The sequence below is a fragment of the Paraburkholderia sp. GAS41 genome, from assembly GCF_050436545.1.
Taxonomy (GTDB): domain Bacteria; phylum Pseudomonadota; class Gammaproteobacteria; order Burkholderiales; family Burkholderiaceae; genus Paraburkholderia.
In genome coordinates this window covers 66,476-92,628 of record NZ_JBNDMK010000028.1, presented here as the reverse complement: position 1 = coordinate 92,628, position 26,153 = coordinate 66,476, and the positions used below count along the sequence as shown (strand labels likewise).

General features: G+C 60.4%; 23 protein-coding genes. 8 read left to right on the top strand and 15 right to left on the bottom strand.

Annotation, left to right across the window (positions count from 1 at the left end; genetic code table 11):
• Positions 1–32: 32 nt before the first annotated feature.
• The 4 genes from P3T43_RS29790 to P3T43_RS29775 form a co-directional block, all read right to left on the bottom strand.
• A complete protein-coding gene (locus P3T43_RS29790; protein WP_429284589.1) occupies positions 33–974 on the bottom strand; it encodes a LysR family transcriptional regulator in 942 nt (313 codons plus the stop codon).
• Positions 975–1,011: 37 nt separating this feature from the next.
• Positions 1,012–1,644, bottom strand: coding sequence for a DsbA family protein (locus tag P3T43_RS29785; RefSeq protein WP_429284588.1), 633 nt, complete (start codon positions 1,642–1,644; stop codon positions 1,012–1,014).
• Between the two features lie 184 nt (positions 1,645–1,828).
• Entirely contained in the window at positions 1,829–2,836 is a 1,008-nt protein-coding gene (locus tag P3T43_RS29780; protein ID WP_429284587.1) for an LLM class oxidoreductase, read from the bottom strand.
• A 148-nt stretch (positions 2,837–2,984) separates the two neighbouring features.
• Entirely contained in the window at positions 2,985–3,662 is a 678-nt protein-coding gene (locus P3T43_RS29775) for a type 1 glutamine amidotransferase domain-containing protein (RefSeq protein WP_429284586.1), read from the bottom strand.
• A 399-nt stretch (positions 3,663–4,061) separates the two neighbouring features.
• On the opposite strand from P3T43_RS29775, the gene P3T43_RS29770 reads away from it, so the two are divergent.
• The 5 genes from P3T43_RS29770 (at position 4,062) to P3T43_RS29750 (ending at position 7,301) form a co-directional block, all read left to right on the top strand.
• Positions 4,062–4,517 carry a hypothetical protein gene (locus tag P3T43_RS29770; protein ID WP_429284585.1) on the top strand — a complete coding sequence of 152 codons (456 nt, stop codon included), beginning with the start codon at positions 4,062–4,064 and terminating at the stop codon, positions 4,515–4,517.
• 60 nt (positions 4,518–4,577) lie between these two features.
• On the top strand, positions 4,578–4,706 hold the full coding sequence (locus P3T43_RS29765) for a hypothetical protein (protein WP_429284584.1): 129 nt from the start codon (positions 4,578–4,580) through the stop codon (positions 4,704–4,706).
• Between the two features lie 205 nt (positions 4,707–4,911).
• Positions 4,912–5,571, top strand: coding sequence for a response regulator transcription factor (locus P3T43_RS29760; RefSeq protein ID WP_429284583.1), 660 nt, complete (start codon positions 4,912–4,914; stop codon positions 5,569–5,571).
• A gap of 172 nt (positions 5,572–5,743) precedes the next feature.
• The gene (locus tag P3T43_RS29755; RefSeq protein ID WP_429284582.1) at positions 5,744–6,121 is read left to right on the top strand and encodes a response regulator transcription factor; all 378 of its coding nucleotides are present in this window, start codon (positions 5,744–5,746) and stop codon (positions 6,119–6,121) included.
• 205 nt (positions 6,122–6,326) lie between these two features.
• Positions 6,327–7,301, top strand: coding sequence for a LysR family transcriptional regulator (locus P3T43_RS29750; protein WP_429284581.1), 975 nt, complete (start codon positions 6,327–6,329; stop codon positions 7,299–7,301).
• A gap of 7 nt (positions 7,302–7,308) precedes the next feature.
• Here P3T43_RS29750 and P3T43_RS29745 read toward each other — a convergent pair whose 3' ends face one another.
• The 4 genes from P3T43_RS29745 to P3T43_RS29730 all read right to left on the bottom strand — a co-directional run bounded on the left by P3T43_RS29745 (position 7,309) and on the right by P3T43_RS29730 (position 17,234).
• Entirely contained in the window at positions 7,309–12,801 is a 5,493-nt protein-coding gene (locus P3T43_RS29745; protein WP_429284580.1) for a trifunctional serine/threonine-protein kinase/ATP-binding protein/sensor histidine kinase, read from the bottom strand.
• A 234-nt stretch (positions 12,802–13,035) separates the two neighbouring features.
• Positions 13,036–14,532 carry an efflux transporter outer membrane subunit gene (locus P3T43_RS29740; RefSeq protein WP_429284609.1) on the bottom strand — a complete coding sequence of 499 codons (1,497 nt, stop codon included), beginning with the start codon at positions 14,530–14,532 and terminating at the stop codon, positions 13,036–13,038.
• Positions 14,533–14,573: 41 nt separating this feature from the next.
• On the bottom strand, positions 14,574–15,650 hold the full coding sequence (locus P3T43_RS29735; protein ID WP_429284579.1) for an HlyD family secretion protein: 1,077 nt from the start codon (positions 15,648–15,650) through the stop codon (positions 14,574–14,576).
• A 12-nt stretch (positions 15,651–15,662) separates the two neighbouring features.
• A complete protein-coding gene (locus P3T43_RS29730) occupies positions 15,663–17,234 on the bottom strand; it encodes an MFS transporter (protein ID WP_429284578.1) in 1,572 nt (523 codons plus the stop codon).
• 515 nt (positions 17,235–17,749) lie between these two features.
• Between P3T43_RS29730 and P3T43_RS29725 the strand changes: the two genes are divergently transcribed.
• Complete coding sequence (locus P3T43_RS29725) at positions 17,750–18,682, top strand: LysR family transcriptional regulator (protein ID WP_429284577.1); 933 nt, start codon at positions 17,750–17,752, stop codon at positions 18,680–18,682.
• Here the strand turns inward: P3T43_RS29725 and mug are convergent.
• Complete coding sequence (gene mug, locus P3T43_RS29720; protein ID WP_429284576.1) at positions 18,643–19,173, bottom strand: G/U mismatch-specific DNA glycosylase; 531 nt, start codon at positions 19,171–19,173, stop codon at positions 18,643–18,645. The genes P3T43_RS29725 and mug overlap by 40 nt on opposite strands.
• Positions 19,170–20,183 carry a GlxA family transcriptional regulator gene (locus P3T43_RS29715; RefSeq protein ID WP_429284575.1) on the bottom strand — a complete coding sequence of 338 codons (1,014 nt, stop codon included), beginning with the start codon at positions 20,181–20,183 and terminating at the stop codon, positions 19,170–19,172. The genes mug and P3T43_RS29715 overlap by 4 nt, the downstream gene beginning before the upstream one ends.
• Before the next feature lie 541 nt (positions 20,184–20,724).
• On the opposite strand from P3T43_RS29715, the gene P3T43_RS29710 reads away from it, so the two are divergent.
• Both P3T43_RS29710 and P3T43_RS29705 read left to right on the top strand, forming a co-directional pair.
• Positions 20,725–21,303, top strand: a complete 579-nt coding sequence (locus P3T43_RS29710) for an AraC family transcriptional regulator (protein ID WP_429284574.1) — start codon at positions 20,725–20,727, stop codon at positions 21,301–21,303.
• 17 nt (positions 21,304–21,320) lie between these two features.
• Positions 21,321–21,620, top strand: coding sequence for an ArsR/SmtB family transcription factor (locus tag P3T43_RS29705; protein ID WP_429284573.1), 300 nt, complete (start codon positions 21,321–21,323; stop codon positions 21,618–21,620).
• An 89-nt stretch (positions 21,621–21,709) separates the two neighbouring features.
• Here P3T43_RS29705 and wrbA read toward each other — a convergent pair whose 3' ends face one another.
• From wrbA to P3T43_RS29680, 5 genes are all read right to left on the bottom strand, one after another.
• Positions 21,710–22,309 carry an NAD(P)H:quinone oxidoreductase gene (gene wrbA, locus P3T43_RS29700; protein WP_429284572.1) on the bottom strand — a complete coding sequence of 200 codons (600 nt, stop codon included), beginning with the start codon at positions 22,307–22,309 and terminating at the stop codon, positions 21,710–21,712.
• A gap of 184 nt (positions 22,310–22,493) precedes the next feature.
• Positions 22,494–22,958 carry a nuclear transport factor 2 family protein gene (locus P3T43_RS29695; protein ID WP_429284571.1) on the bottom strand — a complete coding sequence of 155 codons (465 nt, stop codon included), beginning with the start codon at positions 22,956–22,958 and terminating at the stop codon, positions 22,494–22,496.
• Between the two features lie 67 nt (positions 22,959–23,025).
• A complete protein-coding gene (locus P3T43_RS29690; protein WP_429284570.1) occupies positions 23,026–24,675 on the bottom strand; it encodes an FAD-dependent oxidoreductase in 1,650 nt (549 codons plus the stop codon).
• Positions 24,672–25,046 (bottom strand): Rieske (2Fe-2S) protein, encoded by a 375-nt coding sequence (locus tag P3T43_RS29685; protein ID WP_429284569.1) that lies wholly within the window; start codon positions 25,044–25,046, stop codon positions 24,672–24,674. Before P3T43_RS29685 ends, P3T43_RS29690 begins: the two co-directional genes overlap by 4 nt.
• An 11-nt stretch (positions 25,047–25,057) precedes the next feature.
• The gene (locus P3T43_RS29680; protein WP_429284568.1) at positions 25,058–26,152 is read right to left on the bottom strand and encodes a branched-chain amino acid ABC transporter permease; all 1,095 of its coding nucleotides are present in this window, start codon (positions 26,150–26,152) and stop codon (positions 25,058–25,060) included.
• Position 26,153 lies beyond the last annotated feature (1 nt).

Here is a 26,153-nt window from a genome sequence, read left to right as displayed (position 1 = left end):
GGCGAGTGCACGTGTGTACCTGCCGCTACGCTTCAGTTGTGCGAGGTCGCTTCTATTGTCAGATCATCGGTGTCTAGCGAACCGTCGGTCCAGTCGCGCAAGAACTCTATCCACGTCTTGATCTTCGCGTCGAGATACTGACGTGACGCATACACAGCGAAAACATTGAGCGTTTCGAGTTGATAGGCGGGCAGCACGCGTTTGAGCAAGCCCGCGCGCAGCAGCGAGCGCACCGTGAAGGTCGGCAACGCGCCAATGCCCATTCCCTCCAGGACGGCAATTGCCATGGCGTCGGGTACGTTCACCCTGAAACGCTCATCAGGCAGCACGAATTCGCGCGCTTCGCTCGCCCCTTCCAGATGCCAACGGTCGGCCGGAAACAGCGGCACGGCAACCTGAAGACAAGTGTGATTCGATAATTCGTCGACCGTCTGCGGCATACCGTGTATCTCCAGATACTTCGGAGATGCACACAGGATGCTATAAAACGTACCCAGTCGACGCGACACGTAGGCCGAGTCGGGCAAGGCGCCCGGCGCGACGCGCAAGGCTACGTCGTAGCCTTCTTCCAGCAGGTCCGGCACGTTCTGCGAAAGCGTGAGATCCACGGTGACGGCAGGATAACGTTCCTGGTAAGCCGCCGCAGCAGGGACCACGTAGTTTTGCCCGAGGCTCGACATCGCATGAACGCGCAGCGTGCCTACCGGCTTCGCATGCGCGTTCGATGCCTCTGCCTCGGCCTCCGCAACCGACGCCGTGATCGCATAGCACCGTTGCAGGTAGCGCTCGCCGGCCTCGGTCAGTGCGATACGCCGCGTCGTGCGGTTGAGCAGACGCGTGCGCAGATGGGATTCGAGTTCGGAAATCGACCGCGACACGTTGCCCGTTGTAGTGCCCAGTTGATTGGCCGCCGCCGTGAAGCTGCCTGCATCGGCCACTTCGACGAAAACCTTCATGTTGCGTAACGTGTCCATCCGCGGCGTGCCTACAGTCTCATTCCGTTCGATTCAATCAGGCAGCGAGACGCGCGAGCGCCTGTTGAACGGAAGCCGCCGGCGCGTAGCCCGAGGTGATCTGTCCAATCTTACCGTCGTGCTCCACGAACAGCGTAGGGAAGCCCTGCACGCCCAATTGCCGGCCCAGTGCGAAATCCGCACGCGTCGTCTGGATCGCCTTCTCGGAACTCCACGTGGCAAGGAACGCTTTCGCATCGACGTCGAAACCTTGAGCCTGCAACGCCGTTGCGCCAACTTCCGCCAGCGCCGCACCGTCGGTGGTATCCGCGCCGTCGATATAGAACATGCGCTGGAACGCGAACAGGATCTTCAACAGGTTGACCGAAGGCTCGATCAGACGCGCCGTGACCACTGCACGGGAAACCGGCTCCGAGTCATACACGAAGTTCTTGCGCGCCATCAACGCGTCGCGATTGAATTGCGCGCCGCTCATTTGCTCGACGCGAGCCCAGTGCGTCAGACGGAACTGCTTGCCTGCGTCATCCAGCACCTTGGTGGAACCAGCGGAAAGGCCGCCCATCACCAGCTGGATTTCGAGGTCAGGCATCGCTTCTACGATTTTCGGCACCTCCTGGCTGAAGCCATAGCACCAGGAGCACATCGGGTCGGCTACCAATACGAGTTTCATCATCAATTCCAGTTAAATTGCTCTGTTGTGCAGCCGCGTTGTGCCGGTTTCGACGAACACGAAGAATGCGGGCCGCTGTCGGGACGAATATAGGACCGAACCGCGATGCCACCAAGCGGGCTAGCCTCAATTCACTTTTTACACGGTGTAACCAAGGTCTGACATGACACGACAAGGCGACGTGCTAGGCCGCGGAAAAGCCCGGCAACACGACGCTGCCCAATTCGTCGAGTATCTCGGCGTAAGGGCGCGGTGTGACCTTGGGATTCAGCGCAACGTGGTGGACTCCCGCGTCTCTCGCCCGCTCCAGAAGGTCTCGCAGCGCGCGACTACCTGCTGCAAATCCGCCTCTGATGCGCTTGAACGGCAGATGCGGGTTGTGATGAAGATAAAGAAATCCACCAAAGGCAAGGGGCTTGGGATGGCTGCCGTTGCCGGCATGGGCCGTTAGCGCGCGCCAGTCTTTGCCGAATTCATTCAGCTTGTCCGGGTCAGGCACGAACCCGAGATAGCCATCCATGTTTTCGGCAATCCATTCCAGGCTCTGTTGCGAACGGCCAACCGCAATGGCCGGCGTGCGTCCATACGGCGGCTTCGGCAGCAGGTCCAACGCGCCCTCGCTGCGGCCAAAACGGGCGGACGCGAAGTGTGGAAACGAATGTTCGCTGACAGCCCGGTAAACACCGAAGGCATCTCTAAACCGCTCGCCCCGTGATTCGAAATCAATCCCAAAGATTGGATACTCAGAGGGACGGTCGCCCGATGACATCCCGACTACCAGCCGCCCGTCCGTTAAATGATCCAGCGAATTGATCTGCTTGGCGAGCAGCAGCGGCTCGCGCATTGGCAGAACAATGCCCGCGGTGCCGAGCGTGATACTGCGTGTGGCAGCGGCGAGATGCGCAATATAGATCAGCGGATCGAAAATCTGCCCCGCGTCGCCGTAGGCCGGATCGAAAAAGGGAATATCGCGCGCCCACAAGGCGGCCACGCCGATTTCCTCTGCCTTGCGCGCCATCGCGATGTGATCGCGCATGGTGGGCTGCGGCGACTGCGGATGCGTTTCGAGCGGCAAGATGAGACCGACCGTCAGTTCGTGTTCGCGGAACACGCGGTTGTATCCGGGATGCGACTCGAGACGAGGGATGCTGGTCGCCGGCGCCTGCTCGACGAGGGGTAGTGACATGTCCATGGCATTTCCTTAGGGCTTCGAAGCAGAGTACTGTCTTTTGAGCCGTGGTGAAATGCAGTGCTGCTAAAAACACTTGATACACCGAGTCAAGAATGGCTTGCTGTCTACTTTCATCCTGGCGCGGACCGTGAGGCCCGCGCCGACATGATTAGCCCTTCAGAAGTTTGACCAGCGCCTCTGCGGTCGGCCCGGATGAAGCCGGATTCTGACCGGTGATCAACTTCCCGTCGACAACCGTATAGACCGACCAGTCCGGGCCTTTTTCATAGAGGCCACCCAGACGCTTCAATTCATCCTCGACGAGAAATGGCACGACATTGGTCAGTTGCACGGCTTCCTCTTCGCTGTTGGCAAAGCCCGTGACGCGCTTTCCCTTGACGATGGGCTGCCCCTGATAGGTCACGTTGTTCAGGACAGCAGGTGCATGACACACAGCGGCAACCGGCTTGCCGGCGTTGTAGAACGCTTCGATCAGTGCAATGGATTTCTTGTCACTGACCAGATCCCACAAAGGGCCATGACCACCGGGATAGAAGACCGTATCGAAGCCGGCCGACGTTACTTCGGACAGCTTGATGGTATTGGCGAGGACTTTCTGCGCGGCAGCGTCTTTCTTGAACCGCTCCATCGAGTCGGTCTGGTTGCCCGGCTCGTCGCTCTTGGGATCGATAGGCGGCTGGCCGCCCTTCACCGAGGCGACGGTGACCTCTGCCCCCGCATCCGTGAAGACGTAGTAGGGAGCCGTGAATTCTTCGAGCCAGAAGCCGGTCGGCTTGCCGGTGTTGCCCAGTACGTTGTGCGAAGTCAAAACCATCAGAATCTTCATTGTGAGTCTCCGTTCATTGAGACGAATGCCTGTTGGAGCATCGTCAGGGGAACTTGCAAAAAGAAATCGAATACGCCTTACGAACCCTACTTCGAATCGCGCGGGCAGACCATACGTCCATGGCATGCCGCGCAAGCGCACTTCGGTTGGCGGACCCATACGAAGGTATAACGCATGCCGTGCGTGCGGATGCAATGCCAGGTGCATAGGCTGGCGTTTCGCTTCTATCCGCATTCCCGCGACCGCCGTTGGGTCCGCCCGGCTATACCGCCGTATGGGTTCCACACGCCTATTCAGCGGCCCTGTTACCCCTTCGTACAATGGTCTTCGGCAATGCCAACGCCTACCCTGTTCTCATGCCGGACCACCGTCTCGCGCAACCACCCAGGAGAGCCCGTCGTGAATGCAAGGGAAACTGCAGGTCCGGTAACCAGCCTGTACGACGAGGCGCTCGCCTCACCGCACTTCATTCAGGTGAACGCCGATATGGTGCATGCACATTCCGAGCGTGTGCTCAAAACGCTGATCCTCACGGTCTGTGCGTGGTCGTTGATTGAAGCCCCGCTTGAACTGGATATGTCGGATCCGGTGACGGGCGTGCTGGCCCTGCTCGTTTCGAAGCTCGTGGTAGTCGGCACAGGCCTCGCTGCTTTCGCCAAAGTGCGTTTCGCTTACGGGATGTTTGCGTTTATCTGCGGCGCGAGCCTGTTAGCCGTGGCCCCTGCACTACCGACTGAATTCAAACAGTCGTTCGCGATAGCGCTGTTCTCGACAATCGAATGCTTCAGCAAGGCCGCCTGCGTGATGGCAATCGGCCTTGCGTCGTTGCGAAGCAAACGGGCGCGCCAGCAATAACACCTTAAGTTGAAATCCAGTTGCGCATTGACGCGCCTGTTTGAGGAGATGGAGATGGAGATGTCCCACGTTTTGCACAACTGGATTTTTCTCGGCAGCAATGCCTACGATGAGTACACCTTCGTCCCCTGGCTCAACAAAAACATCTATCGCCGCACAGTGGATCTGAGTTGTATTTGCCTGCAATGAAACAAAGGGCGAGCATCGTATCCGATATTTCGTCAGGAGAATAGATATCTTCGATGATACGCGGCCCACTACCCGGTAAAGGTGACGCCACGGTGTCGCAGCGCCAGGAAAGATCGTGCGCAATAAGTAGCGGTATGTGCGTGCATTGCTTACTATACGAAAAGTATCGCGGCAAATTACCGTGATGAACTTTTCGAAGATAGCGATGAAACACGACAACGCTGTAGCAGGAAGTGAATTATTTGCAGACGCACTCGTTTATGTGGTGGACGACGATGAATCTATTCGAGGCGCGCTAACGACCCTTCTCATGTCCGTCGGGATTCAGGTACGCGCATTCGAATCGGCCGACGAGTTTCTCGCCTCCGAAATGCCGGACGTGCCGAGTTGTCTCATCCTCGACGTACGGTTGCGCGGGGCTAGCGGCCTGACCTTGCAGCAAGAGCCCTTTAAAGAAAGTGTACGATTTCCGATCGTATTTCTGACCGGACACGGCGACATCGATATGTCCGTCAAAGCCATGAAAGCAGGCGCTTTCGATTTCATGACGAAGCCGTTCAAGGACCAGGATCTGATCGATACGATCGCCGCAGCCCTGAAAAGAGACAGCGAATTAAAGCGCCAGCAAAGAATCGTGGCAGGCATCCGTCAAACCTACGATTCGCTTACGTCACGCGAGCGCGAAGTCATCCGGCTGGTTGCCGATGGTCTGTTGAACAAACAGATCGCCGACCACCTGTGTCTCAGCGAGGTGACGGTCAAAATCCATCGGGCGCAGGCCATGCACAAGCTCAACGCGAGTTCGGTGGCCGACGTCGTCAAGAAGCTACAACAGGTGCTGCAAGCCCCGCAGGGCGGCCGCTAGCCACTCCCGGCGCGCCCGTTCTGGGCGCTGCCTTCTGCGCCGGCATCGAGCCCGGCTAATACGAACTGTCACCAGAATCATTCGAAGGTCTTATTGTGGCCTTGTCCGCAGGCTTGTAATTTGTCTATAGGATTCGCCTTTCCAAATCCTTTCAACGCCCTGCGGACTCGTAATGAAATCAAAGCGCTCTTCTGCGGTTCTTGGGGTGGTGGACGACGATGAGTCGGTCCGGATGGCATTGTCCAGCTCGCTTCGTTCGGCGAACTGGAAAGTCATTGCCTATTCGTCCGGCAGCCATCTTCTCGGCGATGACCGCCGCTCGGAGCTGAAGCTCGTGATCGCGGACATCCACATGCCGGGCATGGACGGATTTGCGCTGCTCGATGCGATCAACCTCGCGGAGCAGCCGGTCCCCGTCATTTTCATTACGGCCTACGCAACCCAGGAACTGCGCGAGCGCGCCAATGCCGGCGGAGCCGTCGGCTTCTTTTCAAAGCCCGTGGACGACGCGCGCCTGCTCGCGCTGATTGGCGAAATATTGCAGAAGTAAGCGGAGTGACGGTCGTGGCGCAGACCTGAGCGCGATCAGCGCAGCGTCCGTCAAGCTGCCGTTTGCGCAAAGCATCCGAACGTATTAGACGGACATGCGACTGCACAACGCATCACACCACATCGGACAATGGAATCGTGGGCCGATCGCGCATACGCTTCTATCGTCCGCCAGAGATTATAAAAATTTGCCTGTGAGGTGCGAGATGGATCAGCTTTATATGTTGCGTGCGTTCGTTGCAGCTGCGCGGTATCAAAGCTTCAGCAAGGCCGCCGAATCCCTGAATGTGACCACCGGTTCAATCTCGAAGGCGATCGCCAAGCTCGAGGGATGTATCCAGACAAGGGTATTGCTCAGGACCACCCGGTCTGTCTCCTTGACCGAGGCGGCACAACCGTACTATCTGATTTGCTGCCGTTTGCTGGAAGAGCTCGACGAAGCAAACCGGCGCATTTCGCAAGAGCATGAAGTCAACGGCGGACGGCTGCGGCTCGTCGTCCACCCAATGCTGGTCAGCGAGACGTTCTCTCGCCTCGTGCGGCGCTATCGCGCCATTGCGCCCAATGTGAGTCTCGTTGTCTCCGTTCAGGATGGCGCGACGAACCTGTATGACGGCCGCTTCGACATAGCGATTCTTCCGCCGCATCTCGTGGAGCAATCTGCCGTGATTCGCCGCACGCTCTCCAGGTCGCCGCGTATTCTGGTCGCGTCACCCGCTTATCTGCAGCAATACGGCATGCCAAAGTCCGCTGCGGAACTGGCCCACCACTTTCTGCTGGTCGACCCCGAGTCACGCAAAAAGAGCGCGGACTTCATCGAACTGCACGAGGCCGGCCGAAGAGTGAGCGTGTCTCCCATGTCCTCGATGGACGGTAACGAAGTCCTGCTGCGGGCCGCAGCGCTCACCGGCACGGGCATCGCCACGTTACCGGAGACCATGGTTCGCGAAGATATCGACATGGGCAATCTCGTGCACATCCTGCCGGAATGCACGGCATCGGATAGCAACGTTGAAATATGCCTTTTCTATTCGCACCGCGAACTGCTTCCGGCGCGCCTCAGGACCTTCGTCGATTTCTGCGCCGAGTTTTACCGAGCACCGGTGCGGCCCGAGTTGCATGATGCGATCAGGATCCCGCAACTCAAGCACCGCGATGAAGACCTCGCGACGATGTCTTAACGCGATGTCATGCGTGAGCTTGTGCGGGTAAAGTGAACCGGAAGGTGGCGCCCTCTGGCGAGTTAGACGTCACCCATAACCGTCCTCCGTGACTTTCCACGATCGAGCGGCAGATCGTCAGGCCCATTCCCAGGCCGTTCGATTTGGTCGTAAAGAATGCACCGAACACGCCGTCCAGATCGTCAGTGTCAAGTCCAGGTCCGGAATCCTGCACCGTCACGCAGACTTCGCCGGCCTCGGTCTTGCCGGTCTGGATCAAGAGCGTGCGCACGCCGACGGTCATCGTGCTCATCGCTTCAAGGGCGTTCATCGTGAGATTGAGCATCACTTGCTGCAGTTGAACGCGATCGCCCTGGATCTGCGGCAGTTCATCATCCAGCTGGACCGAAAGCTCGACCTCGTGCTTGCTGGCCTCGCTGCGCATGAACGCGATCAATTCACGGATCGTTTCGTTGATGTCGAGGCCATCGGTTCGCTGCGGCACCTTCTTAAAGAAGGCGCGCGTGCGGTCGACCACGTTATCGGCACGCTCGCCATCCGCGACGATCCGGTTCAGCGCGTGACGCACTTCGTCGAGATTGGGCGGGCGCACCGCCAACCAGCGCAAGCCCGCGCTCGCGTAGGCAATGACCGCGGTGATGGGTTGCTTCACTTCGTGCGCAATCGACGCCGATAACTGACCCATGGTCGCAACGCGATTCGAATGCGCCAACGCCATCTGCAGATCGAGGTAGCGTCGCTCGCTGTCGCGCACTTCCTGTTGCGCCTGCTTCTGCTCGGTCAGGTCGATGATGAACGCGACGCCCTGCCCCTGCCGGTCGCCAAATGCCGTCAGCCCGATCAGCACAGGCACGCGGCGGCCATCTTTACGCAAATACTCTTTCTCGAAGGGTTGCGCGCTGCCGGTAGCCTGCAATTCCGCTTTCGCCAGTTCGTCACGGGTACGCCACTCAGGCGGAGTCCGATCAGGCCAACGGATACGCCCTGAGAGAAGATCCTCGCGGCTGAAATCCACAATGCGCAAAAACGCATCGTTGGCTTCGATGATGTTTCCTTCGAAGTCCCAAATGTGAATTCCGATGATATTGGAATCCACCAGCCGCCGAACTCTCGCCTCGCGCTCCTGAAGATCGGCATAAAGGCGCGTGTTCTCGAGCGAAATGGCCGCCTGCGACGCGAGCAGATCGAGCAGCGCCGAGCGGCGCGCCGTAAAGACATGCGACGTGGCGGTGTTCTCGAGATACAGCAGCCCGCTGAGTTTGCCCTGCCTGACCAGCGGCAGGCAGAACACGGAGCGGGTCGCTCCGCTTGCAAAGTAGCTGTCCTCAGAAAATATATTGGGCGTCAAGGCATCGTCGATGATGACGCTCTTGTGCGTGTGAATCACGTAACGCAGCAGCGCGGCAGGCGCGGCTGAACTGGCGAGCGAACCTTGGGTCAACTCGATCCCGCTTGCATTACTGCGCGCCTCTGCCTCGATCCGATAGCCGTCCGGCGGCTGCAGCACGACTAACAGGCCATGATCGGCACCCGCGATCTGCAACGCGATGGTCATCAGGCGTCCGATCAAACCGTTCAACTCAATCTCGCTCGACAGCGCCTGAGACGCCTTCAGTAGCGTGGCGGCGTCGAACTGCCGCCAATCGAAACTGAGTGTCGAGGTCGCCCTGGTGCCGTCCTGATTGGCGAAGCGCGGGAATTGCTCGTCGAGTTGCGCGACTTTGCCGTCCGCGCCCCACACCGCAAAGCTATGGCGGGCATTGCGCAGATAAGCATCGGCGCTCGTCCTGAGGCCGCGGCCCAGATAGAAGCGCCCCGCCAGTTCGTTGGCGACGCCTTCGTGGTGAGGAAAGCCGCTTTCATGCGCGGCGTGGACGGCCTGTTCGTAGAGGCGCATGGCGTCGAGATCGCGGCCTTCGATACGCGCGAGTTCCGCGCGGACCAGCGCGTAGCGGTTCTGATAATTCTCCGGGCAGTGCGCGGCCCACATTTTGAACTTCTTGAGTTTCACGGCAAGAATGCGTCCGTAGACCTGTTGCTGCTCTGCGGATGCCTCCGGATAGAGCGCCGTCAACGTCAGTGCATGAATGAAGTGAAACGTGGCTTCGATCGACAAGGCCATGACCGAACTCAGGACCGCCTCCGCCCGCTGCGCAGCCTCCAACGCGTCGGCATACCGGCCATCGAGGAAGGCAAGCATGACCTTGATGATGCGATAGACGCCAATGGCACAGCCAAAATTCGATTGAATGATGGAGTCGAAGCAAGCGGCTTCGTCGAACGTATCGTCATTCAATTTCAGCGTTTCGGTTGTCTTGCCGCGCAGACAGACCACGAATTGCCGCTCGACCCGGATCAACTCATACACCGCGTCGTTGTGGCTCTCCCGCGCGAGCGCCGCGTACTTTTCCGCAAGCGTCTGCACGTCTTCGAGGACGGCGCCTGTTTCGATGGTCTGCCACACCGCATTGAATGCGATATTGCCTGCAAAAACGAGGTCGCCCACTTCGAGGCATGCAGCAGTCGCCCGTTCGAGCACCGGCAAATTGGTCGCAATGTGGCAGCGCCAGAAATTGACGTGCGAGCCGTACAGATGCAGCAGCTTGCCATTCAGGCGCCGGTTGCCGAATTTCTCGTTGAGCTTGAGCGACATTTCTGAAAATTGCACTGCGGTGGGAATGTCGCCGATCAGGGAAACCAGCATCAAGGCGTAATTGCCGTAGGCAAAACTGGAGTTATCGGTGTTGCCGTGGCGCAATGAGAGGTTGACCGCCTTCATGGTGATGAGCGGGTAATACGCGGGCCGCGCGGCGAAGGCGCAGTTCATCGCTTGAAGGAGCAGGTTGACGATCGCCAGAATCACCGGATCCGTCGCGACGGGCGTGTCGACCAGTTCGTGGATAGGACGTCCGGCCTGATTGATGCGGATATCCCGCAAGCCGTGATCGACCGCTGCCTGGATGTCCTGATCGGTTTCAGGAAAGACAATGTCGAAATCGCGCAGCGCTGTGAGCGCGACTTCGAAGCTCTCGTCATATCTTCCGGCGAGCTGGTACAACTCGATCCGCAGACTAAAGACCCTCGCGCGATCGAGACTGGAGCGCGCGCTCGCCAGCATCATGTCGGCCAGCGCATCGGCTTTGGCGAAATCGCCAACCAGGTATTCGCATTCCGAAAACGCGAGATAGAGTTCGAACGTGCTGTCGTAGCGCTGCGCCCAGGCGTCAGGCGACAGCAGCGCGGCAGCTTGCGCCAGATAGCTGCGCGCGGCCGCGTAGGCCGTCGAATTCATCGCACGCTTGCCCGCGATGACGTTCAACGCCACGACCTGCTCACGCTCGGCCTGCGTTACGATCAGAGCCGCACCGCGATTGAGATGGTTGACCACCTCGAAGATGGCATCTTCAAGCGCTCCGGGCGACGTGCGCAACACCAGCGCCCGGCCGATCCGCACATGCGCTTCGGCGCGCCGCTCAGCGGGAATCAGCGCATAAGCGGCCTCCTGCACACGATCGTGCGCAAACTCGTAGGCGGTGGCCACGCGAAGCACGAGGCCGGTACGCACGGCTTCCCACAGCCTCGCATGCATCGTCTCCTCGGATCCGCCCTGGATCCATGTCAGCGCCGCGACTTCGGCGACGTTGCCAAGGCACGCCAGCTGCCCCAACGCATCTTTCGTCAGATCCGGCAAGCGGTTCAGCTTGGCGGCCATCAGATCGGCGACGTTCTCCGTGAAACCCTTCGCATGAATACGCGGCAGTTCCCAGCGCCACATCGCGGCGCGCGCATCGAAGGCGAGCAGATTCTCATCGGCGAGCGTCGTCAGAAACTGGATCGTGAAGAACGGATTGCCGCCCGTCTTCTCATGCACCAGTTGCGCAAGTGGCCGGGCGGTCGCGCTGTCGCAGTGCAGTGAATCCGCCACGAGTTGCGTCACGCTATCCGGCGTCAGCGGCGCGAGCTCGATGCGCTGCACCTTGCCATCGGCGCGGCTAATCGATTCGAGCGTGCGCGCAAACGGGTGCGCTGCATCCACCTCATTGTCCCGGTAGGCGCCCACCAGCAGCACGTGTTTGACGTCCGGATGCGTGACGAGATGTGTCAGCAGGTCGAGCGTCGCGGTATCGACCCACTGCAGATCGTCGATAAATAGCGCGAGCGGATGTTCGGGCCGCGCGAATACGCCGAGAAAGCGCCGGAATATCATCTGGAAGCGGTTTTGCGCGTCCAGTGGCGGCAGCACCGGCGCTTCGGGCTGCTCACCGATAATCAGCGCAAGCTCGGGGATCAGATTCACGATCAGTTGACCGTTGGGGCCGAGCGCTTCCTGTAACGCGTGCCGCCACGCTTCAACCTCCGCGTCGCTCTTGCTCAGCAGGTTGCGCACGAGTGTCAGGAAAGCCTGCGCAAACGGCACGTAAGGGATGTCACGTTTGTACTGGTCGAACTTGCCGGACGCGAACAGGCCGCGTGGCGGCACCAGGATCCTGTGCAACTCGTTGACGACCGACGATTTGCCGATCCCCGCATACCCGGAGATCAGCACGAGTTCAGCGCCAGCGCCTGCCACGATACGATCGAACGCTGTCACGAGCGCTTCGATCTGTGCCTCGCGCCCATACAGTTTTTCGGGGATCAGCAGCCGATCCGACGCGTCGTGCGTACCTGGCGGGAACGGCTCGATTCGATGGTGCGCCTCCCACTCCATCAGACACGAGCGCAGATCCGCTTCGACACCCGCTGCGGTCTGGTAACGGTCTTCAGCGGCCTTGGCGAGCAGTTTCAGAACGATGCTGTCCACTGCGGCCGGAATACCGTCGGCACGCTCGCCTGGCGGCCGCGGTCTGCGCGCGATATGACAATGAATCCATTCCATTGCGTCGGTGGCCGTGAACGGCAGCGCGCCGGTGAGCATCTCGTACAGCGTGACACCGAGCGAGTAGAGATCGCTGCGCGTGTCGATCGAGCGGTTCATGCGGCCCGTCTGCTCGGGCGCCATATACGCAAAGGTTCCGGCAACGATCTCCGGCGGCGCGGGTGGCTGATGTTCATTCGGCAATTGCGAGGCAATGCCGAAGCCTGTCAGCCGCACATTGCCGTTGCCGTCGACAAGCACGTTCGCCGGTTTGATGTCTTTGTGAATGAGACCACAGCGATGAACGTGGCCAATGACGCGCGCCAGATTGACGGCGATGCGCAAACAACGCGTGAGCTCCAGCGGACGGCCAAGCAAGCGGTGCAGAGGCTCGCCGCCATCGTCGTCGAGAACGAGCATGGGTGGCTCCCTGCGGCGGTATAGCGCAAGGGGCTGAGCGGCCCAACTGGAATCGAGCAACGAGGCCAGGCCGTATTCGTGTTCGAGCCGTGTGATGCTATGCGCGGCCCCACGTGTGGCGACCAGCGCGAGCACCGAGACAGGATGGCAGGGTCTGCGCGCGCGATAGAGCGAGAAGTCGCCGTCATCGTGAAGCGACTCCAGTTCATATCCGGTGAAATCCACTACGGACTCCCCTGTCGATCGAAGTAAGCGCTAAAGCGCTAAAGCGCTTCAGCGCTTACTCCACGCCTCTTAAATACCTAATGAACAACAATACATGGCATTGCTCATTAAGTACACGGCGCATGCCGCTTTTTTTAGCCAGACAGCGATCCCCCGTACACTGCCCTGTCCTCGCGCGATTGCTATTCATCCGATCAATATACCGGCCTCATGCGTGCGCGTGCGCATTCGCCGCTACTGCGAGGTGGATGCGTTGCCATAAGTCGATTCCCAGCCACCGCCTAACGCCTTGCACAGCGTGATGAGATTCGCAGCCGCAGTCGCCTTGCTTTGTTCGAGATTGCTCTGGCCTTCCAGCAATTGTTTCTGCACGTTCAGCACGTCCAGGTAATCCACCGCTCCGGCCTTGTAGCGCTGCTGCGCCACCGACAATGCGCGCTGGTTCAGCGTCACCACCGCCGTCAGCTTGTCGCGCCGCATCTGCTCGGCATCGTAGACGACAAGGGCATCGTCCACCTCGCGCCAGGCCTCGAGCACGGTGTGCTGGTAGACGACCGCGGCCTCCTGTTGTTGCCCCTCGCGCAGATGCAGTGTCCCCTTGAGCCGCCCGCCCTCGAAGATCGGCATCGTAATGGATGGTCCGACAACGAACTGCCCCGACGCCCAGTTAGCCAGATTCGAGAGCTGAAGGCTCTGGAAGCCCGCACTGCCGTTGAGCGAGATGCGCGGATAGAAGTCGGCTTTTGCCATGCCGATCGACGCAGTGGCCGCATGCAACTGCGCTTCCGCTTGCCTGATATCCGGCCTGCGCTGCACGAGTTCCGACGGAAAGCCGATCGGCACCTGGGCAGGCAGCTCGGGGACGGCACGCGGACCGTCGAGCATTTGCTTGAGCGCACCGGGTTGCTGCGCGAGCAGAATGCCTATCGCGTTGATCCTGGTCTCACATTGCGATTCGAGCGTCGGCAACAGACTTTCGATCGACGCCACCTGCGCGGACGCGTTGGCTACGTCCAGATCCGTCGTGACACCTTCGCGCACGCGGATCTGCGTGAGCTTCGCGGTATCGCGGGCGATCTCCAGGTTTTGCCGCGCAATCGCCAGCAATGACTGTGTGTCGCGCAAGGCAATATAGTCTCGCGCGAGTTCCGCACGCGCCGACAACAACACGCCATTGCGGTCTTCGATAGACGCATCCGCCAACGCGGACGCCGCTTCGACACCGCGTCGATTGCGACCCCAGATATCGAGTTCCCAGGACGTGTCGAAACCCGCCTGATAGAGGTTGTACGCCGGCGAGCCCGTGGGGCCCGGCAATGCCGCCGCACCGAGCGGGTTGCTGCCCGATGCCGACTGCGGCTGACTTCCCGTCGGGCTCACGCCCAGCAGTCCGAGGATGCCGTTCGGACTGCCGCGCTCGCGGTCGTACGAGGCAGCAGCATCTAGCGTGGGCAATTCCGCTGCACCCGCGACGCGCTGTTCAGCGCGGCTTTGGCGCAGACGTGCCGACGCCGCGGCCACATCGAGATTCGCAGCGGCCAGTTGCTGTTCGAGCGCGTTCAAGGTGGGGTCGTCGAACAGCGTCCACCAGTCTCCGTTGAATCCGGCTTCGACCGCCTTGCTCGATGCCTTCGCAGCCTCGGTGCGATCGAACACCTGCGGCGGCGTGGACGTCGTGGGCCGTTTGAAATCCGGACCGACCGTGCAGCCCGCTATCACAAGGCAAGCCATGGTCTCCAACGCTAACGCGCGGAACAAAAGGTAGTTCACCTTCATTTTCCCTCTCCCCTTTCAGCTGACGCATCGCCATGCTGACCGACCGCCACTTCCGTTTCGACGGACAGACCCACGCTCAGCTCGGATGCCGCCTCCTGTCCGCGGTCGATGGTGATCTTGACCGGCACGCGTTGGACGATCTTCGTGAAGTTGCCCGTCGCGTTGTCGGGCGCAATAGGCGCAAAGCTCACTCCGGTGGCAGGCGCAAGACTATCGACACGACCGTGAATCACCACGCCAGGAAAGCTGTCGACCTTGATCCGCACGCTTTCGCCCGGCCGCATGCGGGTAATCTGGTTCTCCTGGAAGTTGGCGACCACGTAGGCATCGGAGAGCGGCACGATGGCGAGAACCGGTGCACCGGGTGTCACGAATGCGCCCACCCGCGCCGAGCGTCGCCCCACCTTGCCGTCAACCGGCGCACGAATCTCCGTATAGGAGAGATTGAGCTGGGCCTGATCGAGCGCCGCCTCGGCGCGCGCGAGCGCACCCGCCGCCTTGTCGCGCTGGGTACTCAGTACAGCCAGGTTCTGCTCGGTCGAGGTCAGGGCCGCCTGATCGTGAGCCTGCTGCGCGAGTTGCTCGGCGAGCGTGCTCGATGCGTGCTGCTGCTCCTGCGTCGTGCCGGCTCCGGCCACCGAAAGATTCTGGTAGCGCGCCGCATTTTCCCGCGCAAACGCGACGGACGCGTCATCCGACTTGAGTGTCGCGCGCGCCTGATCGACCAGAGAGGGCTGGCGGGCGATCTCGGCGTCGTAGTTCGCAACCGACGCCTTTGCCGCGGCCACGTCCGCCTCTGCGCTCTTCAAGGCAGCCTTGAAATCGCGGTCGTCGATGCGCACCAGCAATTGGCCCGCTTTAACCGACTGATTGTCGTCGACGGATACCTCGGATATCTGGCCGGCCACACGCGGTGCCACGAGGGTGAAATCGGCCTCTACATAAGCATCGTTGGTGGATTCGGTACTCGAACCGACTGACAGTCCTGAGCATGCCCATACGCCAACACCGACTACGACAATCAGCGCGGCAATTCGAATAATCTTGAGGGGAGATCGAACATCGGATGACATAAATACCGACCCTTAACGAGAGGAAGGAGGCGTCGTGCTCCACGGCGGGTAAATCCGCACGGGCAACACCGGCACCAGTAGAAAAGTCGCCATGGCTACACCTGCCATGACGCAATAGAGATCCGCCGAGGTCAACACCACCGCTTGCTCGTGGATCCGGTGTGCCAGTTCGCCGATTCCATGCGCGGCATTGACGCTTTGGCTCGTCACAAGCGAGTGATTGCCCAAGTGATCCACGAGCATGTTCGAATGAAGACGTTCGCGATCGGTGCCCAGACCTTCGATGATCGCTGTCGCCGCCGCCGCGGAAAATGTCTTTAGCGAATTGAACATCGCGGAAGCAAACGGACCGTCGGTCGGGGCGAGACCCGTTGTCACACCCATCAGGATTCCCAGGATTACCATGGGTTGCGCGACGATCTGGATCGATTGAAGCAGATAGAAATCGTCGCGGATCCATTCGGACGTGATGAAGCTTCCCATCAGGCACGTGACAACCATCAGGCCCAGGCCGATCGCCATGACCCAGCGGTGGTCAACCCGCTTCAGGTTCAGGAGGGCGGCCGTTAAAGGCAGCGTGATCAGGAGCGGGATCGCGACCAGCAACGACAAGGGCGCGGTCTGCAGCGGCCGGTAGCCGTGCACTCTGGCGAGAAATTGTCCCGGTATCGCAGCCACGCCAACCAGCAGGATGACCGCGCCCACGAGGGTCAGCAGTCCGTGCGTAAAGTTTCTGTGCGAAAGCAATTGCAGCTTGAAAAAGGGCAGCGGATGAAACCACTCGTTGACGAGGAATGTCGCCAACAGCAACCCTCCGCCGACAAACATCAGGCGAATCAGATCGGAATTGAGCCAGTCAAGACGATCTCCTTGCAGAAGGCCGGTCACGAGCATGGCAACGGCTGGAAACCCCGTCAGGAATCCTGTCCAGTTGAAGGCCTTGAGTCGTTCGAGCTTGAGTGCATCGTGCGGCAGCCCCTGCTGGATCGCCACGCAGACCGCGATGCCCAGCGGCACGATTTGCCAGAAGGCCATTTGCCAGCCCACATACTCGGTCCACAACGCGGCGAGCGGTGCACCGAGCGCCGGTCCGAAGGTCGCCGTGAGCGCGTACCCGGCAAGCCCATACAGCTTCACCTTGGGCGGCAGATAGCGCAGCGCCACGATGATCAGCATGGGAGGCAGGCATCCACCTGCAATCCCCTGCAGGACACGCAGCGCATAGAGCGAGAACAGGTTCGGGGCGAACGGGCAAAGCGCGCCGAAGAACATCGTCGCGATCACGGCACCGATCGTGAAGCGCTTGAGCGTGAACGTGATCCCAAACCACGGGGCGAACACCATGGTCGCGACATTGGCCGCTTCGAACAAAGCGGTCAGCCACGTACCGTCGTCATGTCCGATCGAAAATGCACCCTGAATGTCTGCCAGCGACTGCGCCGTGACCTGCTCGTTGAGAATGGCCAGAAGAGACGCAAACAGCATCCCAATGAGGCCAATGGCGAGACGAAGCGAAAGCGTGGCGGGTTTGGGCGCCGGCTGCGCGGGCGCTTGCGCCCCTGGCACAGGAGCGGGGGTCGTCACCTGTCCACCGCTCAGTGCCGCTAGCCCCGCTGTTAAAGGGTTATCTGTAGTCAAAGAAGTCCCGTTGCTGTTTTACGTTCGATAGGGCATCTAAACATCCTCGCTCGAGGATCCACGAGAAGCTGAGATCCCTCCAGAACATGAGCGCACGACGCCAGCGTTGTAAATCGATCCGTTGCCTCGATACAGATGCCTGGCGCGTGTCAGGATTGTCCGGGATAGGCCCAACGGGTTGGAACCGGACCTAGTTGAAATTGGGCCAATGAGTTAGTGATTTTTGCCAACCAGGTAATGAATGACCGGATAATCATCACTGCCTGAAAGAGTCTTTTTCTAACCAACTAAGCAATCGTTTCCAGAATGGAAAATATCGAGGCTATCTTTAGCCATTGGGAAAGAATTCGACGTTGGACATTTAGAGGCTTCTTTGAGCCATTCGATGACGCGTACCGTCACCATACGAATCACAACGCATAGAATGGCGACTGTAAATGCGGTGATGAGGGGGAACCAGAATGGACAAATTGCGTGAGATGGAGGTTTTCGTCGCCATCGTCGACCGAGGCAGCTTTACCGGCGCGGCTGAGAAAGTGGGCATGTCGGCCGCTGCGGTCTCGCGAGCGGTCAATTCGCTGGAAACCCGTCTCGGTACCCATCTGCTGGCCCGCACAACACGCTCAGTGCGTCCAACGGATGCCGGTATGGCCTACCTCGAAGCCTGCAGGAAGGTGCTGGACACCATCACGGATGCAGAAGCCAACATCGCCGCCGACCAACTCAATCCCGTCGGGACGCTGACCGTTTCCGCGCCGGTCCTGTTTGGACAGCGCTATGTTGCGCCGCTGGTCAACGCGTTCGCGCTGCGCTATCCGGACGTGAGCGTCAACGCGGTGTACGCCGATCGCACTACCCGCCTTCTGGAGGAAGGGGTGGATATCGCGATCCGCGTCGGCCACCTCGGCGACTCTTCCACGTTTGCCATTCCGTTGGGTTTCGTCCGACGTCGAACCTACGCGTCACCCGCTTATCTTGCGGCGCATGGAGAGCCGCTTCATCCCAGGGACCTCGTCAATCACCACTGCGTGTCTTTCACGGGCGTCTCGCCTCCCACCGAATGGGTGTTCAACGAGAACGGTTCGAGGTTGCCCGTCAGGCTTCAGCCGCGGATGATTGTGGACCTGGGTTCCGCTGCCGTGCTTGCCGCCGTCGACGGCGTAGGGCTGATCCAGCTACTGTCGTATCAGGCGGCTTCCGAGGTTCTCGACGGTAAGCTCCAACCGGTCCTGACGGCATTCGAGCCGGAGTCGATCCCGGTGAGCCTGCTTCATGTGGAGCGCCGCAGCGGTAGCGGCAAGATTCGCGCATTCATGGAATTCGTGATCGACGCCTTGCGTCAGAACGCGCATCTTCAGGGCGTCGACGCAACCGCAATGCGCACTTCGCGGTAAGCCGTCACCAGCGCATCGAGGTCGAACGCCCGGTTCAATCCACTCGGATTGGGCACGACCCACGCGTGTGCGCCGGCGAATGGCTTCGCCTGTTGCCCCCACTGGATATCGCGCGTGCCGGAAATTGCAGCGAGCGCCATCTTTCCGAGGAACACCACATGCCGCGGTGCATAGCGCTCGATCTTCTGCCGAAATGCATCGCCCGCCCGTCCAATTTCCGCTCGCGACAGATCGGCGGCCTGCGCCGTGGCTCGCGGGACGACGGTGGTAAGGCCGCAGCCATATCCAAGCACCGTATGGTCGTCTTGCGGACGAATCAGTTCCGGCGTGAAGCCCGCGAGATGCATGACCCGCCAGAACCGGTTGCCACGGCCCTCGAAGTGATGGCCTGACGACGCCGCGCGCATGCCCGGGTTGATTCCGCAAAACACGACCGACAAGCCCGCTTCAAGCAGATCAGGCAGAGACTGGACGGAATCGGGCTGGCTCACAGAGCGGATAGCCCTTGCTGGCCGGCAGCATTGTTCAAACGAGGCTGTGTGTCCGCTTCGCTGCGAAAGCGCTGCCGATATTGCTTCGGTGTGACCTCGAGCCGCCGCGAGAACGTCGTGCGCATATGTGTAGCACTGCGAAAGCCGCATTTGAATGCCACCGTCTTCAACGGCGCGTCCGTGTCTTCGAGCAACTTCCTCGCGCTGTCGACACGAACCTGCTCGACGAACACGGACGGCGTTACTTTGGCGTACTTCGCAAATAATCGCGAGAAGGTCCGCCGGCTCACCGACACCGCACTTGCGAGCTGTTCGATCGACAGCGCATCGGTCAAATGCTCGGTCACATAACGGTGTACCTTGCCGATGATTGGATCGTCTTCCTTCCCTGCTCCGATATACGGACTGTACTGAGACTGGCCGCCTTCGCGCTGGATATACACCACAAGTCGTTTTGCGACACGCACCGCCAGCTCATGCCCCCAATCTTCAGCCACCAGCGACAGGCACAGGTCGATACCGGCCGTCACACCTGCCGAGGTAAACAGCCGTCCGTCACGAACGAAGATCTTGTCGGGCTGCACCGACGCCTGCGGGAATTCGTTCGCGAGGCGCCCCGCGTCCGCCCAATGCGTCGTCACTTCCTTGCCATCGAGCAGTCCCGCATGGGCAAGCACGAATGCGCCATTGCAAACCGAGCCGAATCGCGTTGCGTTGCGCGCCTGATCTCGCAGCCACGTCAGGAAGTCGTTCGACGGGTGCGCGTCGGGCAATTGCGGGCCGCCTGCAACCAGCAGCAGGTCCCATTGCGTGTCGACATCCGCGAAGCCATACGGCACCGAGAGTTGCATTCCGTTCGAGCAGGTCACTGCGCCGGCACGCGGTCCGACGAGCGAGACTTCATATTTCTGCTGCTCGGAAAGAAGCGTGTTGGCTTCTGCGAACACGTCGAGGGGGCCTGCAACATCGAGCGCCTGCACACCATCGAATATAACAATGGCGACTTTCATGCCGTGACCTTCGTGGAGTTAGGAGGCCCGTTTGCGATACCGGCGATTCGATTGGCTACACCCAAATGACTGGATCGAGCCGGCTACCTGTATTGACAAGCGGTACGTCAGCTTACCGCAATGGCCCAGAAACAGGGACACACCTACCCGTAATTGTCTTTTGCGTCTGTGTAATGAAAGATCGCAAATCGACGATGCGTAACTGACAATAGCCCTACGAATGCCATGCAACTCGCACGACGCTTATGCAGCCCTGTCATGCGTTCCAGCATTGGCCTCGCGCCTGGCCTAAAACCCACGTTGATTGGCCAGGCAAGGTGACATCCACGTGTTTCCTCTTCCATGCCCGCTGATTAGACTGGGTGTCAGGGATACAGGCACAGCCGCCTCTTCAGAATTGGGCGGCTGCGTTGCAGCGGTAAGGTGAGCGAGGAATGAATTCATCAGGTTGGCAATGCCATACCTCGCACCGGGCAGTATCCGGACGCGGTCGCAGCAAGTGCGGCCGGTGATGTGCGGTCGATTCGCGGAGTGACGACGCATGCAGGTAGGAATGATGCTGTACGCCGGTTTTCGATTGCTCGAAGTGACCGGCCCCATGGAGGTGTTTCACGAGGCAAACCGTCTTGGCGGCGCGGCGCTGTACGAACAGCATCTGGTGGGGGCGTCGCCGGGATCAGTGCTGTGCTCGAATGGTGTTGCAGTGGGTGCCACGGAAAGCCTGTCGCAAACGCGGAATGCATTCGACATTGTCGTCGTGCCGGGTTCCCAGATCATTAGCTCGAGTCCCGAGCATGGCGAACTGGTGGACTGGCTCAGCGAAGCCGGACGCAGCGTGAGCAAACTCGCGTCGGTATCCACCGGGGCCTTTCTGGTCGCGCGCACGGGCCTTGCCGACCATCACACCTTGACCGTCAACTGGCGGCACGCGCCACGCCTGACTGCCGAGTATCCGCTAGTGCGCGTCCTGAGCGATCAACGTTGCCTGAAGGACGGCAACCTGTACTCGTCTTGCGGATTCAGTGACGGCATGCAACTGGCTTTGGCGCTCGTCAGGGAAGACCACGGCAAAGACTTCGCCAGAAGTATCGCAGAGTCCTTATCGAGGCAGCGCCACTGAAGTGTGGGTCGAAATCTATGCTTGACGAGAATTTAATCCATAAGGCGCTAGCCAATCCATTTCGCCGCGAGGTTCTGACGTGGTTAAAGACACCGAAGCAATCGTTCGTGCAGGAATACGGTGATCTCGGTTGCGGCGTGCCATTGAACGCCATCCACGCGCGTAGCGGGTTATCGCAATCCACTGTTTCCGCGCACATTGCGCTGCTGGTCAAGGCGAGACTACTGGTGTCGAACCGGGTTGGGCAATGGATGTTTCTGGCGCGTAACGAAGAGGTGATTCGCGCCTTCGCGACACAGATCACCCTGGATCTGTAGGCGCGGGTTTGAATGAGTGAGAGCCAGACGGGAGCCCGTCTGGCTCTCAGGTTCGCGCGCCAAAGCCGCGAATCTGTCTGATGATCAGCTTAGCCAAATAACTTGTTTGCGGTCCGGGCCACCAGTTCGCCCTGGAAGCGAGCGCCGGCCAGCTCGTTAGCGCTCGGTTGGCGCTGGCCTGTTGGGCTGGCAATCGTCGTCGCGCCGTACGGTGCCCCGCCCGTGACTTCATCCACCGTCATCTGCCCCGCGAAACTGTAAGGCAGGCCGACAATGATCATGCCAAAGTGCAGCAGGTTGGTGATAACCGAAAACAACGTCACCTCCTGTCCGCCGTGTTGCGTACCGGTCGAAGTAAAGGCGCCGCCCACCTTGCCGACCAGCGCGCCGCGCATCCACAAGCCGCCGGCCTGATCGAGGAAGGACGCCATCTGTGACGAGATCCGCCCGAAGCGGGTTGGCGAGCCGACAATGATCGCGTCATAGTCGGCGAGTTCAGCGACCGTGGCAACCGGCGCCTTCTGGTCGAGCTTGAAATGGCCAGCCTTGGCCACTTCTTCCGGCACGGTCTCCGGGACCCGCTTGATGTCGACCGTGGCGCCCGTAGAGCGGGCGCCTTCGGCGACGGCATCCGCCATCGTTTCCATATGGCCATACGTGGAATAGTACAGAACCAGAACTTTCGACATCTTCGATCTCCTTCCTAGGTCTGCGGTCATACCGCGGGGGGAAATTGGCCAGTTTTGCGGAGACTGGCCGACCAGCCTGCGTGAGCGGGCCGGACATGATCGTGCTGCCTTGCCCCGTCAATGTACATGCAAATCGCGACCGGCATTTTGGAATTCTGTCGTCGCCAGTCATCCTGACCGGAGTTCAGTCGTTGTTCAGCCACGGATAGCGCGCCGTATCGCGCGCCGCGTAGTCCGGATCGAGATAGATGTACACGCGCTGGATCTTCCAGTCGCGGATCTCGAACACATCGCACCAGTTGCCCGCGCCCCACGCGGGCACGCCGCTGCGCCAGGGACCGTCGCGGTGCTCGCCATGACTCGTGCCCTCGCACACCACCACGTCGCTGCCGGAAAAAATCCAGTTGAAATGCGCGTAGTGGTGAGTAATGGACTTCAGCGTCCCGCCGACATCGCCAAACAGCTTGCCGATCTGATCTTTGCCGCTCGCGAGGCCCCATTTCGGAAAGAACACCTGGGCGTCGTCGGCGAACAGATCGAGGATACTGCCGCCGGTCGAAGTCACACCGCCGTTGTCGAACGCTTTCAGATATTCAATGGCGACCGACTTTCTCTGCTCGTCGGTCATCGTCTGGGTAATCAATGCCATGATTTTCTCCAATTCGGTTGATATGTACCCCTGACGACGCGATCCGCCAGCGGGAAAGACGTGGCCCTCAGCGCGGCGGCTCCTTCTGTGCGCTGCGCGCCGCGAGGTACGCGTACGCGAGTATTGGACCCAGCGTGGCGCCACCCGCCCAGTACGCCCGTGCGGATGCCGATGCGACGCAATTGCCCACGCCATACAGGCCCGCAATGGCATTGCCCATATGATCGAGTACCTGCCCATTGGGATTGGTGACCGGGCCGCCCTTCGTATCGAGGTTACCGCCGGTCAGCAGCGCGGCATAGTAAGGTCCGCTGTCCGCAAGCGGATACATGGTCGGATTCGGCGCCGACGGTTCGGGCGCAGTCGGGCCGTTGAAAAGCAGTTCGACGGGCCGCTCGCCGCGCTGAAACTCAAGGTCCCTGCCGTTCTTCGCAAACCCGTTGAAGCGCTCGACTGTCGCCGGCAGATTGGCTTCGAAATCGTCTCCGAACGTCAGGTTGCCGATCTGCGGCGACAACTGCGCCACCCGCTCACGGATCTTCTGTGCCAATTCGGCTAGCGTATCGGCTTTGATCACATGTGCATCGTTATTGCCTTCCGGCACGATGAAGCGTCCATATTCCGTGCTCGCCGAATGCCGCTGACTGCGCGAATCCCAGATCGCGGCAAGAACGAGATTGGGATACTTCGAAGTTGCCGGATCCCAGCTGAAAAACGCTTGCGCCGATTCGTTGTAGGCGAGCTTTTCATTGGTGACCCGTTTGCCGTGCTGGTTCACGTAGATCATCGAATCGCCCGATGGCGAGAACGTCCCGACCAGGCTCGGATCGTCGTTCAAGGCCTTCTCGAGCACGATCGGACACATCCACGCATAGTTCATATTGCGCAGTTCCGCACCCACCGCCGTGCCGATCGGAACGAAATCGCCTTCGTTGCTGCGCGCCGCACAGCCGCCGAAGACCGGCGCGCTCAGGAAATTCTTGCGCATCGTCTTGTTGTGCGTGAAGCCGCCGCTGCCGAAGATCACCGCCTTGCGCGCCTTGAACGTCACCGTACCCTGGTCGGCAACATCCGCCTCGACACCCGTCACCGCGCCGCTGTCGTCCACGATGAGCCGCTGAACGCGGCAGTTCGTACGGATCTCCACGCCTGCTCGGCGCGCTGCTTCGGACATCGAACGGACCGCCACCGCTCCGCCGTCGGACATCGAATCGCACGCCCCTTTGGGCAACAGCACGCGGCCTTTAGGCGCCTTGTCTTCGGGCAGTTCGGCCCAGTAATCCGTCACTTCAGGACAGTGGCGATATTCGAGCGCGCCCTTTTCGGCGAGCAGTTCGGCGGCAGGCGACGCGTTGTCGTAAATGGCCGCGCACATGTCGAACTCCCACTGCGTCATGCCGTAGCGCGGCAAATCCGGGCTGTAGGTCTCGGGCCGCGACAGCCGCGCCATGTAGCGGATGCAATCGTCCCGGTTGTCTTTGATACCCAGTTCGCGCATCGGGCGGTTATTGGGCACCCAGTACCAGAACGCCGCCTTCTTTGCGGTGCCGCCAAGCTCAGCCGCTTTCTCGAGCAGCAGAACCTTGTTGTCCTGCCACGCGGCGAACAGCGCGCAAGCGAGACCCGCGGCGCCGGCGCCGACAATCACCATGTCGAATACGTCGTCGAATCTCTCCGCTTTAACGGCCGCTGCGGATTTGCGTGGAATGTCACTCATGAGGCGTCTCCTGATTTCACTTCGTCAATGAATACCTGACCTCGCTCGATGCGAATCGCCACCGGCGTGAGCGCTGCACCTTCGCACGGACCATCCACACACTGGCCGTCCTCGAAGCGAAACATGGCGCTATGGTGTGCGCACATCAGCCATGCGGCGTCATACGCCCAGAAGGTGTTCGGTTCGTAGTTCAAAGGAATCGAAAAATGCGGGCACACGTTGCGATAGGCCCATGCTTCATCGCGACGTCGCAGCACCACGACGCCCGGCGCCCTGGCACAGTCGGGCAGCACTTCGAGGCCGCCGCCATCGGGCACGTCAGCGAGCGCGCAGAGAAAGTCCGGCTGGGATTCGAGGTTCGATGAATTCACGATCGCCCTCTTCATGCGCGATGCGCGGCTGAAGACGCGCCAAGCTTTTCCGTGGCGCCGCTGCCGCTCGAAGAACGTGCGGACGTCCCGCCATCGACGAACACCACGCGCCGCCCCACCGGAAACAGCTGCAGTCCAAAGCGATGTGACACGAAGCCCCACAAGCCTTGTGGGAAAAACATCGTCACCATAATGGCGAGCGCACCCAGTCCGATCAGATACCACGTACCGTAGTCGGACAGAAATTTGTTCATGACGAAGAAAATCAGCGCGCCCAGAATGGGGCCCTCGAGCGTTCCCAATCCGCCAATCAGCACGATAAAGATGCCGAATGCGGTCCAGTTCACCGAGAACGCGGCGTCGGGCGAAATGCGCAGGTTGCCGAGAAAATACAGCCCACCCGCGAGCGCCGTGCCGCAGGCCGACACGAGATAGACGAACAGCCGCGCACGCTTCACATCGACACCCTGGCTGCTCGCCGCGACGGCGTTATCACGCATCGCCGTCAAGGCGAGTCCCGCTTTCGAGCGCAAAAATACGTAGAGCAGACCGATGGCCGCCGCCACGATGGCCAGCGCGAGCCACAGCGTGAGCGATTCACGCAGCGCACGCGGCACATCCTGCAGCGCGGTCAGGCTGGTGCCCGAGCCGCCGCCGAGCACGGCGACGTTTGCCACGGTCAGCCGAAACACTTCCGCGATCACCCACGTGCCGATCGCGAAGTACCCGCCTTCCAGCCGAAACGCCACCAGCGACACGGGAATCGCCAGCACCGTCGCAATTACGGCCGCGAGCGGCACCGCGACAAACGGCGAAATGCCGCAATAATTCGCAAGGATCAGCATGGCGTAGCCGCCAATGCCGAAGAAAGCCTGCTGCCCGATTGACACCATGCCGCCGTATCCCGCCAGCAGGTTCCACATCATTGCGAAGACCAGATACGACGCCAGTTGCACGAAGTCGTGCAAGGCGTCGCGCCCGGCCCACCACGGCGCGCTCGCCACCGCGAGTGCGAGCGCCAGCAGGACCAACACCGCGACCCGGCTGGCGCGTGTGGCGCGCCGCACCTCGAAGCTCGCTGAAGGACGGTTTGATTGCGTGTTCATG